This window comes from Aeromicrobium sp. SORGH_AS_0981 (assembly GCF_031453195.1).
GTDB lineage: Bacteria > Actinomycetota > Actinomycetes > Propionibacteriales > Nocardioidaceae > Aeromicrobium.
The window spans coordinates 3,351,568-3,365,282 of the sequence record NZ_JAVIZD010000001.1 but is presented as its reverse complement, the minus strand read 5'-3'; the positions used below and the strand labels follow the sequence as shown (position 1 = coordinate 3,365,282).

Below are 13,715 nucleotides of genomic sequence, written 5' to 3'. Positions count from 1 at the left end.
TGGCGAGCCGGTCAAGGGCGAGCTTGAGCTGGCGGTACACGCCGCGCTCGTCTGCCCTCTCGACGCGTCGGGGGCCAACAGTTCACCGCCGAAACGGTGATGCACTCCGGAGGGACGTCCGTCGGCCTGCTGCTGGGAAGAGCCGTGATCGGCTGGGTCGGAGCTGGGACCGTGTTCGTCGCGACAGGCATCGCACAGGCCGTGGCTGCTGTCGTCGGCGCAGGCTGGGCCCGAAGGGCGACCCAGCGTGGAGCCTGGACCCCGGCCCGGCGAGCGAACGTCGACAGAGTCTGAGTGGACCCTCCACCCGGCGCCTCGCTCAGGAGCAGGCGGACCGGATGGCCTTCGCCGCTGCGGTGACCTCATCGTCCGAACCGCCGTCAAGAGGCTGATAGGCCTCGGGGTCGTCGAGGTAGTCGACGAGCTGTCCGACCGGGTCCTGCAGGTTCTTCGGACCGGAGGACACCACCGGGAACAACGCCTCCCCGAGGGACTGGCGCTCGTCGTGCGAAAGGTCCGCCCCGGCGAGCGCGCGATCCACCAGCCCGTCTTCGCCGACGAGGGCCGGGCACGGGTTCGACGGGTCGAGGCTCGGGAGAGCGGCGGAAGCACTCGGAGAGGCCGACGCGTCCGCGGACGAGCCGTCGTCGTCTGATCCGCCGCACCCGGTCAGGAGCGCGAGCCCGATCGCGGCGAGCAGGGCGAGCGACTTGAAATCTTGGAAGGTCGTACGATTCATGCCGGCACGCTAGCGCTCCAGGTCAGCGCTCCGCAAGCAGCCCCTTTCGTGCTCGGTCAGAACACGCGGCTGCGTCAACAGCTCTGAGATCGTATCGCGGGCACGCAGTCGACGAACGGCCCGAGAACAGCGCCCGTCGCAACATCCCGACCGACGGTAACGCCCCCATGCGTGACGAGAGGCGTCGGCTGCTTCCACGGAGGGCGCGACCGTCCAGCCCTCGATACCGCTCGATGAGGCCGAACTCACATGAGAATGAACATTCGTACCACTTCCGCGTGATGCGAACGCCTTCCTAGACTCCTGACCGGCGCCGCGGCGACTCGACCGAGGCATCGCACCCACAAGGGGGATCATGGACACCACATTTTGGCGACGGCCGGTCGCCGCGTTCCTCGCGCTCGCGGCCGTCCTTGCCGCCGGTCTCGTCGCAGCCAGTACCAGCAGTGCCAATGCCGCGGACCGCGACGCCGTCACCGGCATCTCGGTCACGCCGGCATCTGCGGTCGTCGGTGACGGGCTCGAGGCCCGCATCACCTGGCAGGCTCCTGCTGGGACCCAGCCGAGCGACACGTTCACCGTGGGCATCCCGTCCCAGGTGACCGGCATCGCCGGCACCCAGCAGCTGCGTGCTCCGGACGGCTCGGTCATCGCGAACTGCGTGATCGAGCAGACCCGCGCCACCTGCACCTTCACCGACTACGTCGCGACCGCGTCCAACGTCCAGGGTGAGCTGACGGTGCCCCTCGTCGGCGCCCAGCCCACGAACGGCTCGGGGCTCGACTGGACCACCGGCGCGGGCCGCATCATCCACACCGACACGGAGATCACCCCTCGTCAGAGCGGCTGGGCCGACGCCGCCGTCAAAACCTCCACGCTGCGCGACAACGGCAACATCCTGTACGACGCCGCCATCCGCGGCAGCCGTCTCGACGACGGCACCACTGTCACCGACACGTACGACCCCCGCACGTCGATCGTCGCCTCCACCTTCAAGGTCTACCAGTCCGACAGCTCCCAGAACTGGACGCTGACCGACTCCAGCACCTGGACGCTGTCGGACGATGCCGCGAACCACCGATTCACCGTCACCATCCCGAACGCCGTGACCGACGGCACGATCGCCTACCGCTACATCTACGAGGCCGCGGTCGACGACTCCGTCGCCTCCGGGGACGTCATCGTCAACACCTTCGGCACGCGGGACAGCACCTCGACCGACCGGATCCGCTACGTCCGTCAGGGTGGCGGCGGCACCGGCGACCAGGGCACGCTCGCGTGGACCAAGGTCGACGAGGACGGCGAGGCCCTCGCCGGCGCCACGTTCACGGTCACCGGGCCGAACAACTTCAGCACCACGGTCGCTGACGACGGAGCTGGCGACCGCGACACGAGGCCGGGCCACTTCTCACTCACCGGACTGGCCGAGGGCACCTACACGGTCGTGGAGGCGCAGGCTCCGGACGGCTACGTCCGCTCGGACCGTCAACTCACCGCCACCCTGTCCGCGGCGGACCCGACCGGCGACGCCGGCGAGCTGGTCAACGTCAAGGCTGCGACACCCACGCCCACCCCGACGCCGACCGTGCCCGACGGCGGCGGCACCCCCGACCCCGGGACCGGCACCGGCGTGACGAGGCCTGGACGCGGCGGCGGCCCGCTTCCGGACGCGGGCGGTCCCCAGCTCGCCCTCCTGGCGACCGGCGTCCTCGCCATCGCCTTGGGGTCGGCACTGGCACTGCGCCGGCGCCGCGCCTGACGCACGGGCGCCGGGCGATGTCCCTCGTCCACGGCGACGAGGGACATCGCCCGGTTCTGACAACCATGCCCGCAGTCGTTTGACTGACCCGCAACCGCCGGCTGTCATGCCGCCCGTTTCAAGGACTCTGGAAAGGAAGACACCATGACGTCCACCCCGCGCACATCCTCCCAGGTAGTTCGTCTCTACGTCATCCAATGGGTGATCGTCGCGATCCTCGCCCTCATCTTCATCGGCGTGCTCGCCCTCGTCACCGACAACGCCCTCAACTGGAAGCTCTTCGGGTACCTGATGAGCCTCAACACCCTGGGCGCCGTGTTGGGCATCATCTACCGACGACCACTCCCCGAGGACCGCGACTGAGCACACCCAGGATCTGCCGCGCCACAAACCGCAGGGGAGCGACGAGCCGTCGACCTTCGGCGCGTCGGGAGGTCGACGGCTCAGGCTGGCATGGTGTGAGGTTGGCTTATCGGCGCCTGCGAAGGCGGGATAGCGACTCAGCAGCCGTGGGACGTCGCCGGTGCTGTCGTTCGCCTGTCTCCGTTGTTCATCGTCAGCGGTGTCGCCGCGGTCCTGGTTGGTGGGAGGTCTACCTGAGGCGGCGTCCTCGCGGTCGCACATCCGCTCCGGAAGACTGGAGGATCTTGAGCACTGTGCTCTTGCCGATCCCGAAGTGCTCGGCCGTCTTGAGTGCGCTCACGTCGTTCTGTGTGTAGTAAGCAGCAACCTGCTCTCGTAGTGACGGCGTGAGGCGACCGCGCTGTCTCGTCTCGGAGCGTCTCGGCAAGACGGATGGAAGGGGTCCCTCAGCGCTCGCGACGTTGAGATTAGCTCGACTCAGGACTACCACGAAGAAAACCGACAGAACCCGTGCCCCTCAAGGGCGCGGGTTCTGTCGTTTCTTTCATCAGAAGATGCTGGGCGCGTCCACGTCCCGAACGCTTTGGCGGTGGCGCTGGATTGCCTCCGTGGTCATCGCCGTTCGTGTCGTACCTCGTGGTCGAGCGTGATCGCTGGCGGTCGTCGAGACGCGCTGGAAGGGCGGGAGACATCGACCTCAGCGACCTGGTCGCCTTCGAGGAACAGTGCCGCGAACACGTCTTGGTTCAGGCTCTTGCGAAAAGTTGGATCCACGGCGAGGTGGTGATGCTGGGCACGGTCCAGAAGAGCCAGAATCCGCCCCTTGAAGGTGGGACATGCCCAGCCGGACCGCGCAGCGCTTGATGGTGGTCACCTCTTGCTGGCGACAGCATCCGGCGCCAACATCGGCACTCAACGCGGCGCCAGCACCGGGCGACGACTACGCCTTCGGGGGTCACGAGGTCAGCTGGTACGTGAGAGTTCGCAACGGCGGTCTCGGCATGGTCGCGGGAGGTGGCAGCGGAAGCCCCGTGTGCGACACCTACGCCAATGGTGAGAAGCAGGCTCGAGGCATCATCCTTGCTGGAGACACCACTCAGTGGGAATTCCAGGACCACAACCCTGACGTCACCCCGACCTGTTACAGCACCCTCATCTACGTCCCGATCAGCGTCGCACTCAACAAATTCGGCTACACCCTCGAGACCGACTAACTGTGATGTCCAGGCAGGTTGTTGGCGATCCTGCTGATGGGTGGCAGTGCTCCGATGGCTGAGTGGGGCCGGTGGTGATTGTAGTAGTGGATCCAGCCGGGCAGGGCGGCTCGGCGTTCGGTCTCTGAGCTGTAGAAGCGGGCGTAGGCCCACCCCTCGGCCAGGGTGCGGTGGAAGCGCTCGATCTTGCCGTTGGTCTGGGGCCGGTAGGGCCGTGTCCGTTTCGGGGTGATCCCGAGGTCTGTGCAGGCCTGTGTCCAGGCGTGAGCGCGGTAGCAGCTGCCGTTGTCGGACAACACTCGTTCGACGGTGACACCGCGCTCGGCGAACCAGGCAACGGCCCGGCGCAGGACACCGATCGCGGTGACGGCTTTCTCATCGGTGCAGACCTCGACATAGGCGACGCGGGAGTGGTCGTCGATGACGGTGTGCAGGAACGCCGTCCCGATGAGCGGTTCGTGGGTTTTGCTGCGTGGTGCCCCGGTGCGCAGCACGGTCGCCGCCCGGTTGCGGTCACCCTGGGCCTTGCCGACGTAGCGCCAGCCGCCGCCGTCGGGAATGTTGCCGAACTTGGTGACGTCGACATGGATCAGCGATCCCGGGTGCGGGTGCTCATAGCGGCGGATCGGCTCACCGGTGACCCGGTCGATGTGACTGAGCCGGTTCATCCGACACCGCACCAGGACCGCGTGGACGGTCGAGGGCGCGAGGCCGAGCCGGCCACCGATCTGCACCGGCCCGAGGCGCTGTCGCCACCGCAGGGAGACGATCTGGCGCTTCACCCGCTCGGATGTGCGATGCGGACACGTCCGCGGACGACTGGACCGGTCGAGCATCCCAGCCGGCCCCTCGCAGCGGAACCTGTTCGCCCACTTGCGGGCCGTGACGGTCGAGACCATGAACATCTTCGCCGCGTCAGCGGGCCTCCAACCGTCCTCCACGATCAACCGAGCCAGCCGGAGCCGAGCACGAGGAGTCAGAGCAGCGTTAGCGTGGACCACGAAGGCCTCCTGGGAAGAGAACGGAACCTAGACAGCTCCACTCTCACCCCGGAGGCCTTCACCTATCCAGAGAAACAACGTCCCTGGACATCACAACTAACCAGCCGGCATCCGGTCCGCTGAACCTGGACTAACCATCGAAGGGACGCGGAGGCGAGCTCGAAGTCGCCGGCTTCAGGGCTACACACCTGAAGCCGGCGACCTGCACCAGGACCGCTGGCGGTCAATCCCAGTTGCACTCGTGGAACGGCAGGTAGATCGGGTTGGTGACATAGCTCCAGGGCTGGTTGGAGCGCCAGGCCTCCAGATCCCAGGTGTCGCCGCCGTGGCCTGTGACGTCAGCGAATCGGTCGTGGCACGCCATCTGCTTGTAGAGCGATTCCCCCTGGTCATCGCTCAGCCCCTTCGGGTAGGGGACACAGCTCCAGATCTCGTTCCAGAACCTCGGCTCGTCGTCCTGAGCGTCGGTGTAGGCGGCCGCGGTCGGACGGATCGAGACTGACTGGCGACCGTTGGTGAGGTTGCGGAAGACCTCGACTTCCTCAGCCCACGGCCCTGAGCACGAGGCCCGGTAGACGACGCACTCACTGGTGCAGCCTGGCTTGTTCTCGTCGCCCGTGCCGGGATACCAAGCGAGCGTGGCGTTCTGGTACGCCTGCGTCTTCCCGCCGCCAGAGATCGAGAACTCATCGCTCGTGGGATAGCCGAACGACCCGCCCTCGTACCCGAACTGACCCCACAGCTCTCCGATCCGACCCCAGACAGCGAAAGCGCCCGCGTTGGGGTTCCAGTAGATGGTGCCGCCCTCGTACTCCTGTCGTTTGCCGACGCCGTCGGGGTTGGTGAACTCATCGGCCTTGGGGTATCCCAGCGCGCCGCGCTCCCAGCCCAGCTGTCCCCACTTCTTGCCGATCTCACCCCACACGGCGTGTGCACCGGTTGCCGAGGTCCAGTAGATCGTGCCTCCGGCGAAGGTAGTGAAACGTCCTCGACCGTCCGGCGTGCGCTTCTCGCCGGACTGTGGACAGCCGAGCTTGCTCTCCCACGCACGATTCGGATTCGGAGCCATCGCCCGGTACTTCGCCTCGATCGCTCCGAGCACCGGGTACCCGCAGTACGTGCCGTCGGCCTGCGCCGCCGGCGCGACCCCCACCAGCCCGACCAGGAGCGCGGCGACGCCCAGCAGGCGCAAGCCCGGCCGCCGCATCGAAGCGGACTTCCTCGTCATGGTGATTCCCCCGAACCTCGACATGCCGGTCAGTCCCCGCACCATCCGGGGCCGGCCTTGTCGGTCGACACGTAGCCGCCGAGGTCAGGGGAGTGGTAGCGCCCGTTCACGATGGTTTCGCGGTAGAAGTTGGTGCACGGGGCGAGCCAGCCGTAGTACGCCTCACCGTTGGGTGTGGCGAACAGCCTCGTCGAACCCGTGGAGTTGACGTGCACCTTGTGCAGGTCAGTAGTGGCGGCCGGCGATGCCGCGCGAGACTCGTGGGCGGGCGCGGCCGTCGACGGCGCCGAGACGGCCAGAGCCAGGCTTGCGGTGATGGCTGCGGCCGACAGTCCGAGTCCGAGCGTCTTGCCCGGGATGCGTTGCTTCATCAGATCCCCCTCGATCGATGGTGCTGCTGACGCTCCGCCCGAGACGGACCGCTGTCAACGTCGAAGAACGAGATCCAGGCGTTCGTATGGCAGCTTGATGGTTTCCCTTGGCAACCTTCTGTTCAGGCCGTCCGATCACCCATCACCTCTTGATGCAGCGCCCGGGGGAGGAGCACATGAACGTCTGATTGACACATGCCCACCGTCCGGCCAGACCTCCCGTTCCGGCCGCCGTCCATACTGGCGCGGTGGACGTGTTGCTGGTCGAGGACGACGAGACGATCCGTACCGGGCTCCAGCGGATCCTGGAGCGTGAGGGCTACGCGGTGCGGACGGCTGCGGCTGGTCCGGCTGGGCTGGCCGCGTTCTTCGAGCGTCGCCCCGACCTGGTGCTGCTGGACGTGATGCTCCCCGGCCTCGACGGCGTCGCCGTGTGTCGCACGATCCGCAGCGACAGCACGGTGCCCGTCGTGATGCTGACCGCGCGCACGGCACCGGCGGACGTCGTCGCCGGTCTCGAGGCGGGCGCGGACGACTACGTGGAGAAGCCGTTCGTGCCGGAGGTGCTGCTCGCCCGTCTGCGGTCGGTGCTCCGACGTGCAGGCTCCGGGGCTCGGGAGGGGCAGCTGCGGCTCGGCGGTTGCCTGGTCGACGTGAACGCGATGGAGGTCAGACGTGACGGTGAGCGTCTCGCCGTCACGCCGACCGAGTTCCGCCTCATCGTCGAGCTGGCGCGACACGTCGGCGAGGTCCGCAGCCGTCGGGACCTGCTCACGGCGGTCTGGGACTACGACTGGGACGGGGACACCCGCCTCGTCGACGTCCACGTGCAGCGCCTGCGCGCGAAGCTCGGGGCCGAGGCGATCGAGACGGTGTGGGGTGTCGGGTACCGGGCGGTGCGCACGTGAGCAGCATGCGCGCCCGGCTCACGGCGGCCTTCGTGCTGGTCGCCGTCGTGGTCGTCGCGGTCATCAGCGTCGTGATCTACGGGGCGAGCGAGTCACGCCGCGCGAGCGACCTGCGCGACGACGCCGCCGAGCGTGCCCGGAGCGCAGCGGCCGCGTACTCCCGGGGCGACGACCTGCCCCAGGGCGCCAGGATCGTCTCGGGCGGCGGGCTCGTGGTCGGGGCTCCGCCGGGGACGGCCGAGCCCGGCGCCGGCGATCGCGGTCCGGGAGCACGGGCCGAGGCGACCGTGGAGGAGCCTGACGGCGGGACGACCACCATCGAGGTGGTCGCCTCGGGGCAGGCCGACCGGCGGGCCTTGGCGGACCTGCGCAGGACGTTGGTCGTGTCGTCGTCGGGGATCGTGGTGCTCACCGGTCTGGGCGGCTACGTGGCGGCCGGTGCCCTCAGTCGGCGGCTGCGTCGCGCCGCCGAGGTGGCACGTCGTATCGCGGAGGGAGACCTGGACGCCCGCACGCACCTGCGGGGACGGGACGAGGTGGCCCAGCTCGGTCGGGTCGTCGACGACATGGCCGCCAGGGTGGCCGAGCGGATCGAGCGCGAACGACGATTCTCCGCCGACGTGGCGCACGAGCTGCGCACGCCGGTGACCGGCCTGGTCACGGCGTCCCACCTCCTGCCGGACGACGACGTCTCGGCGATGGTGAGGAAGCAGAGTCGGGCCTTGAGCCAGCTCGTCGAGGACCTCCTCGAGGTCTCCCGACTCGACTCGGGCGCGGAGCGCGCACAGGTGGAGGACGTCGACGTCGCCGCACTCTGCTCGGACCTCCTGCAGGACCGCGGGGCGAGCGTGGACGTGGTCGGAGCCGCTCGCGCCTGCACGGACCCGCGTCGACTGCGCCGTGTCGTGGCCAACCTCGTCGACAACGCGCTCGTCCACGGTCGCGGTCCCGTCCGCGTCGAGGTCACCGACGCAGGTCTCGCGGTGGTCGACCACGGCGACGGCTTCGCCGGGCACCTCCTCTCGACGGCGACCGACAGGTTCGTCACCTCGGGCCGCGGAACCGGACTCGGTCTGTCGATCGCCGTCGGACAGGCGACGGTCCTCGGCGCACGCCTGGAGGTCGGCAACGACGCGGTCACCGGCGGTGGCCGGGTGGAGCTGCGGTGGGCCGAGGAGTCCCTGTCGCAGACCTGTCACGAAAGTGCATCGACCTCGTGACATCTCCTCCCCGGCGACTCCGACGCTCCTAGCGTCGCTGGCATGACATCCACCCGTACTCGCCGATCGACGATCATCGCCGCCGTGGCAGCCTGTGCCGCGCTCGTCCCCGCCTGCAGCAGCGCCGCGACCCCCGACCGCTCCGCCGTGTGCGCCGCCCACACAGGGCATGGCGCGAAGACGGTCTGCACGAAGCTCTACGCCGGTCAGCGTGGTCTGCGTCTGCCCACGACCGACGCCGACCACCCGTGGGGCGGCGTGGCCCGCGGGGGCGAGCGGTTCGTCACCGCCGATGGTCGCGCCCTGCCGATGTCGTCGTCCGTCATCAACAAGCTGAGCCGCAACCACGCCTACGCCACGACCGTCTACCAGGCCGACGTCACCGACGGCAAGGTCACCGCGCTGACCCCTGAGCTGCGCGTGAGCGAGGACGCCCTGCTGCAGCACCAGTTCGCCGGACGCACGTGGATCGGCACGATCTCCACCTACTCCAAGGGTTCGTACGACGGCGCCGACGTGCCCGTGGTCGTCAAGGTCGACCGGCACGCCAAGAACGGGGCGATCGGTGCGACCATCCTCAACGCCAGGAAGACCGTGAAGGTCGACGGCCGGACCTACCGGGCGCTGTCCAAGAACCGCCACGACCCCTTGCGCGGCGGGTTCACGGCCCGCTCGAGGATCGAGCGCGTGCCGAGCATGCACGTGCCGTTCGACGACGAGCTCGTCTGGCTGTGGACGTCCGACTCCTCGGGCATGGGCGAGGGTTACTTCCCCTCCGTGCCGACCCTGTTCGGGAAGGACCCCCTGTCCCGCACCTGGGAGATCATGCAGCACGGCACGCCGACGAGCGGCCCGGCCCTCGACCTCCGTCGTGCCTGAGGACGCAGCCGTCTCGGCGTGCCCTCCACGCTTGCACCACCCTGAAGAGCTGGAGGGCGCGACGATCGATCTCGCGGTCGGCGGCACGCTGGTCATCGCCGTCGAGCACGATCCCGGGGGGTGGTGGGTCCAGGTAGACGACCACGGTGCACTCGAGTCGCTGCCGGGCGAGTGGCGCGACGGCGTCGCGTTCAACCCGGCCCTCCTGGCGCTCGCGCCCGGTGCGAGCGCCGTCGTCCTGCACGACCGCGCCGGGCGGCTGACCTGCTTCACGGTGATCGTTCGGTGATCGCGACTCAGGAGCAGCTGGCCCGGATGTTCCTCTCCGCTGCAGTGATCTCATCGCCCGCGTCATCCTGAGGTCTGATGGACAAGCCGAACCCAGGACTGACGATTGGACGGGGTGCCTGCTCCTAGCCTCGAGACATGTCGATCACAGGTGCACGCCAGCGGGCGAAGCTTCCTCTCTTGACTGGGACGGCGGTCGCCCTCGTGGCCGCTTTCATGACGACTCCTGCGGCTGTCTCCGGCGCCGTTCACGGTTCGCGTGACCTGTCCGACGTCTGCGCCGAGCTCGGGCGGGGTGTCGTCGACTTCTGGCGCTCCGGCGCCGCGTCGTTCCCGTCGACCCTGCAGCACGTCGTGGACTACTGGATGGTCTGGCACGCGACGAAGATCGTCATCTGCGTCGTGGGCCTAGGTGTGCTGACCTTGCTCGCGCGTGAGCTGTGGACGAGGCGACTTCGGAACAACTCGCGGGTCACGACCGCTGCCACGGCAGTGACCGCGGTCATTCCCCTCGTCGCCTTCGTCCTTGCGGCCAACGTCCAGGCGACGGCGGCTCCGTCAATCGCGCTGCTCCCTTTGCTGCCTGATGACCCGCGTGGACCGCTCGGGAGCGCGGTGGCGGCGATGCGCGCGAGCCTCGCGGCGCCCGGCCCACTGGCCGCACCAAGCCAGGCCCTCGTCGACGACGTCGCGACCTACCAATGGTCTATGGCGGTCGTGATCGCAGTCCTTCTCATTGTGGCTGTGATGACTGCAGCGTGGTCGCTGCACCGTCGCGCGACCGCTGCTCGGGCCACCGGGGCGCGCGGCATGCATACGACGCTCCTCGTGGTGGCTGCTGTCTCTGCGACCGGCTTCGGCTTCATATTCGCCAACGCTGTTTACGCCGCGACGCACCCGGCCACCGCGCTCCTCGACCTGCTCGGACACTGACAGGTCTACATCTCGCGCGGGCGAGGGTGCGGATGCAGATGGATCCAAGCCAACGGTTGGGTAGTCAACACCGCCAAGAGCACCGACTACTGGTGACACCTGCGCTCTGGCCCCCGGAGAACGGCACACTGTGCTGTATCCGCCCTTGCAGCAGAGATTTCGATTCCAGGAACGATGGCCGACCTGAATCTCAGGGCGGGATCTCTCGCCTACCCGATCCGGTCTAAGGGGAAGTTCGGCGGCAGGAACAGCGCGCGTGTCATGTTGTCGCCGCTAGACAGGCCAAGACCTACCTCCAGATGCCTGATCTGTAACGCCACCAGACATTCTCGATGCCTTGGCTACAGTTTTCGACCATTTTTCGAGCTAGCGAACAAGACGATACCTGCGACAAGGAAAAGAGCGCTCAGGGATGCGTCTCTGTAGTTCGTCGGATCCCAGTAGAAGATCCCTAGTAGTCCTTGCTCCGAGACGCTGCCGGAGAATGTGCTAGCAAAAAAGAGGATCGCACCGCTCGCGAGATAGATTCGCGTTGAGAAGACGAACTTCACGGTCGCGCAGCAAAAATAGGTCACGGCAAAGTTTCTGCTCGCCAGCAGTGCCGCCGCCGGATCCATTCGCGACACTAGCGGTAAGGCTAACGCGAATGCGACGCTGCATACGATTGTCGGACGCGCTGCGGCGGACAGTCGTGTCATCGAACCAACTCGTGCCCGCATCTCGGCAATGTCGTCTCCCGACGCGTAGTAAGAGGCAAGCGTTCCCATTGTCAGCGGTACCAGTACCTCGCTCACGACGTTCCATCGTGAGTCCTGACCGAAACTGATCGCCGAGAGAGATCCAGATCGCACGAGTACGTCGGCAAGAAGAGCGCAGCCAGCTCCGGTCGCGTAGGCGAGGATGATTAGCAAGCAGTCAGGACCGGAGAGGCCTGTTATGCGTACCCGTGTCAATTCTTGGCGCAGTTCTGCATCGCGCGTCGTGCAGACGCAATCATCTGATCGGTCGACTGGTCCGCCGGCCCGGGCGATGACCCCTGCTGGACGACATAGTCGTAGAGCAATCGCAAGCGCGAGTCAGTAAAGACTTGGTCTGCAGAGCAGCCGCTAGCCTTGAAGACGAACTCTGCGACGTAGACGACGGCCTTCTCGTCACTGCTTGGGGTCTCTAAAAAGTAGGCAGTGGGCCCGGCTTGCCTACCCTCTACTTGCAACCCACGCTGCACGATCATTCGTGGAACCATCGACGTGGGAAGCTGCCGTCCGATTCTGGCCTGGGCTTTCTGAAGACGCGCCGCGCCCGTCTTCTCATTCGTGAAGGCACAGACGGTGTACTTGTTCCCGATGCAGGCGAAGTTCCCTGCCTGAGGTCGCTCCACGATGGGGGCACTCACGGCCCCGACCCCCTGGATCCCAAGGGCTAAAACCACTACCGTGAGCCCAGCGAAGGCAAGAGAGACGATCCTCGATCGGCTGTTGACTAGCAACAGTGCGCCGACCGTGGCAAACAGGAAGAGAGCCGCCGAAGCAGCTACCGCCTCGTGGGCGAACAGCAACTCCGTCGAGACTTGAGCGGACGGCTCAAGAGCTCGAGACGTGATGACAAAGCTGTAGCGTTCAGCGTCTTTCGCGCTGAGTGAGGACGGCAATGAGATCGCGAGAATGAAGATGATCAAGCCAACCAAGAGCGCAAACACGTACGCTCCCGCCAACGGCAGTCGTAGCAGTACATCGATCGCGGCTCCAACGAGGTAGCCGACCGAGATTCCGAGAAGCGAGAATGCCGGAGGATAGAGCAGCTGGGCAACGCCGATCTGCGGCTCGCCGACTTGGACAACGTTGATCACCGTCAACGCGAACGCGAACAGCAACGTCTGGAGCGTGAGTGCCACGTACCCGTGAGCCAACGTCTGCATGTCGCAGACGAATCGCGTGCGCGTGCTTTGCCTCAGGAGGTCTCGCAGCCCCCGCGGCCTGGCACTAACGACCGCGAAGGTACCCATGGCTCCTGCGATCGGCATGAGCAGCTGCGCCGTCGAGCCGTAGAGAAACTGAGCGTCTCGGGGCGAACTGGTGACACTCGATACCCGGATGACGAAGTAATAGAGGAGGATGGCGGCCGACAACGCGAGGAAACCCTTGAGGCTAACCGGGCCACGCAGCGTCTTCCAGATGTCAGACCACAAGCGGTTCAAGGACACCTCCAGCGATGGTCAGGTGAGTGTCAGCGATGTCGGCGGCGTCGCGCCCGTGATCGGTGAGCAGTATCGATGGAGCGGTATCGGCTGAAATCAACACCGTTCGCAGTAGGTGCGATGTCTCCTGGTCGAGGCCCGCAAACGGTTCATCCAAGAGGAGGACTGCCGGCGCGGCGATCATCGCCTGGGCAACCAGAACTCTTCGCCTGAAACCACCTGAGAGGCCACCGATCCGACGACTCAAGAACTGGGAGAACTCCAGCTTCTCCGACAGCTCACGTGCCGACGCGGCGGCGTCCTTCGGCGAGACTCTCTTGAGCCAACCCGCGTAGTCGAGGTACTCGCGAACCGTCCACCGGGAAGGGAGCACCAGCGCCTGGGGCATGTAGCCCATGAGCTTGAACGCGGCCGCTCGTGAGTTCCTCTGCTTCACGCTCAGGCCGCATACTGCCAGTTCATCGAGGCAACGAAGGTGCAGGCCCGAGAGAGCTTCTAGCAAGGTCGACTTCCCCGAGCCGTTGGCGCCGGTCAGAAGCGTGATCCCAGCCGTAAGTTCGAACGTCGGAACCGAGAGCTGGAACCCGCCTCTTCGCCGGATGTGGAGCCCATCCACGC

Annotated in this window: 15 protein-coding genes; 8 read left to right on the top strand and 7 right to left on the bottom strand. The window is 66.9% G+C overall.

Going from position 1 to position 13,715, the window contains the following annotated elements; translation table 11 throughout:
- Positions 1-319: 319 nt before the first annotated feature.
- Entirely contained in the window at positions 320-739 is a 420-nt protein-coding gene (locus QE370_RS16615) for a hypothetical protein (RefSeq protein WP_309635030.1), read from the bottom strand.
- Positions 740-1,094: 355 nt separating this feature from the next.
- On the opposite strand from QE370_RS16615, the gene QE370_RS16610 reads away from it, so the two are divergent.
- The 3 genes from QE370_RS16610 to QE370_RS16600 all read left to right on the top strand — a co-directional run bounded on the left by QE370_RS16610 (position 1,095) and on the right by QE370_RS16600 (position 4,075).
- Positions 1,095-2,498 (top strand): SpaA isopeptide-forming pilin-related protein, encoded by a 1,404-nt coding sequence (locus QE370_RS16610; protein ID WP_309635029.1) that lies wholly within the window; start codon positions 1,095-1,097, stop codon positions 2,496-2,498.
- 144 nt (positions 2,499-2,642) lie between these two features.
- Positions 2,643-2,861: a hypothetical protein gene (locus QE370_RS16605; protein WP_309635028.1), complete on the top strand. Its 219-nt coding sequence runs from the start codon at positions 2,643-2,645 to the stop codon at positions 2,859-2,861.
- 836 nt (positions 2,862-3,697) lie between these two features.
- Positions 3,698-4,075, top strand: coding sequence for a hypothetical protein (locus tag QE370_RS16600; protein ID WP_309635027.1), 378 nt, complete (start codon positions 3,698-3,700; stop codon positions 4,073-4,075).
- Here QE370_RS16600 and QE370_RS16595 read toward each other — a convergent pair.
- The 3 genes from QE370_RS16595 to QE370_RS16585 all read right to left on the bottom strand — a co-directional run bounded on the left by QE370_RS16595 (position 4,072) and on the right by QE370_RS16585 (position 6,675).
- Complete coding sequence (locus QE370_RS16595) at positions 4,072-5,076, bottom strand: IS481 family transposase (RefSeq protein ID WP_309634077.1); 1,005 nt, start codon at positions 5,074-5,076, stop codon at positions 4,072-4,074. The genes QE370_RS16600 and QE370_RS16595 overlap by 4 nt on opposite strands.
- 223 nt (positions 5,077-5,299) lie before the next feature.
- On the bottom strand, positions 5,300-6,304 hold the full coding sequence (locus QE370_RS16590) for a DUF2599 domain-containing protein (protein WP_309635026.1): 1,005 nt from the start codon (positions 6,302-6,304) through the stop codon (positions 5,300-5,302).
- A 29-nt stretch (positions 6,305-6,333) separates the two neighbouring features.
- On the bottom strand, positions 6,334-6,675 hold the full coding sequence (locus QE370_RS16585) for a hypothetical protein (RefSeq protein ID WP_309635025.1): 342 nt from the start codon (positions 6,673-6,675) through the stop codon (positions 6,334-6,336).
- Positions 6,676-6,923: 248 nt separating this feature from the next.
- Between QE370_RS16585 and QE370_RS16580 the strand changes: the two genes are divergently transcribed.
- From QE370_RS16580 to QE370_RS16560, 5 genes are all read left to right on the top strand, one after another.
- Entirely contained in the window at positions 6,924-7,583 is a 660-nt protein-coding gene (locus tag QE370_RS16580; RefSeq protein ID WP_309635024.1) for a response regulator transcription factor, read from the top strand.
- Between the two features lie 5 nt (positions 7,584-7,588).
- Complete coding sequence (locus QE370_RS16575; protein ID WP_309635275.1) at positions 7,589-8,803, top strand: HAMP domain-containing sensor histidine kinase; 1,215 nt, start codon at positions 7,589-7,591, stop codon at positions 8,801-8,803.
- A 42-nt stretch (positions 8,804-8,845) separates the two neighbouring features.
- On the top strand, positions 8,846-9,682 hold the full coding sequence (locus QE370_RS16570) for a hypothetical protein (protein WP_309635023.1): 837 nt from the start codon (positions 8,846-8,848) through the stop codon (positions 9,680-9,682).
- Positions 9,683-9,713: 31 nt separating this feature from the next.
- The gene (locus QE370_RS16565; RefSeq protein ID WP_309635022.1) at positions 9,714-9,971 is read left to right on the top strand and encodes a hypothetical protein; all 258 of its coding nucleotides are present in this window, start codon (positions 9,714-9,716) and stop codon (positions 9,969-9,971) included.
- Positions 9,972-10,108: 137 nt separating this feature from the next.
- Complete coding sequence (locus QE370_RS16560) at positions 10,109-10,903, top strand: hypothetical protein (protein ID WP_309635021.1); 795 nt, start codon at positions 10,109-10,111, stop codon at positions 10,901-10,903.
- 341 nt (positions 10,904-11,244) lie between these two features.
- Here QE370_RS16560 and QE370_RS16555 read toward each other — a convergent pair whose 3' ends face one another.
- The 3 genes from QE370_RS16555 to QE370_RS16545 form a co-directional block, all read right to left on the bottom strand.
- Positions 11,245-11,697 carry a hypothetical protein gene (locus tag QE370_RS16555; RefSeq protein WP_309635020.1) on the bottom strand — a complete coding sequence of 151 codons (453 nt, stop codon included), beginning with the start codon at positions 11,695-11,697 and terminating at the stop codon, positions 11,245-11,247.
- A gap of 155 nt (positions 11,698-11,852) precedes the next feature.
- Positions 11,853-13,103, bottom strand: coding sequence for a hypothetical protein (locus QE370_RS16550; protein ID WP_309635019.1), 1,251 nt, complete (start codon positions 13,101-13,103; stop codon positions 11,853-11,855).
- On the bottom strand, positions 13,078-13,713 hold the full coding sequence (locus QE370_RS16545) for an ATP-binding cassette domain-containing protein (protein WP_309635018.1): 636 nt from the start codon (positions 13,711-13,713) through the stop codon (positions 13,078-13,080). Before QE370_RS16545 ends, QE370_RS16550 begins: the two co-directional genes overlap by 26 nt.
- Between the last annotated feature and the right edge of the window lie 2 nt (positions 13,714-13,715).

Coding starts and splice junctions, on each gene's coding strand:
- QE370_RS16610 (WP_309635029.1), top strand. CDS start 1,095: ATGGACACCACATTTTGGCGACGGCCGGTCGCCGCGTTCCTCGCGCTC.
- QE370_RS16590 (WP_309635026.1), bottom strand. CDS start 6,304: ATGACGAGGAAGTCCGCTTCGATGCGGCGGCCGGGCTTGCGCCTGCTG.
- QE370_RS16575 (WP_309635275.1), top strand. CDS start 7,589: ATGCGCGCCCGGCTCACGGCGGCCTTCGTGCTGGTCGCCGTCGTGGTC.
- QE370_RS16560 (WP_309635021.1), top strand. CDS start 10,109: ATGTCGATCACAGGTGCACGCCAGCGGGCGAAGCTTCCTCTCTTGACT.
- QE370_RS16585 (WP_309635025.1), bottom strand. CDS start 6,675: ATGAAGCAACGCATCCCGGGCAAGACGCTCGGACTCGGACTGTCGGCC.
- QE370_RS16615 (WP_309635030.1), bottom strand. CDS start 739: ATGAATCGTACGACCTTCCAAGATTTCAAGTCGCTCGCCCTGCTCGCC.
- QE370_RS16570 (WP_309635023.1), top strand. CDS start 8,846: ATGACATCCACCCGTACTCGCCGATCGACGATCATCGCCGCCGTGGCA.
- QE370_RS16600 (WP_309635027.1), top strand. CDS start 3,698: ATGCCCAGCCGGACCGCGCAGCGCTTGATGGTGGTCACCTCTTGCTGG.
- QE370_RS16605 (WP_309635028.1), top strand. CDS start 2,643: ATGACGTCCACCCCGCGCACATCCTCCCAGGTAGTTCGTCTCTACGTC.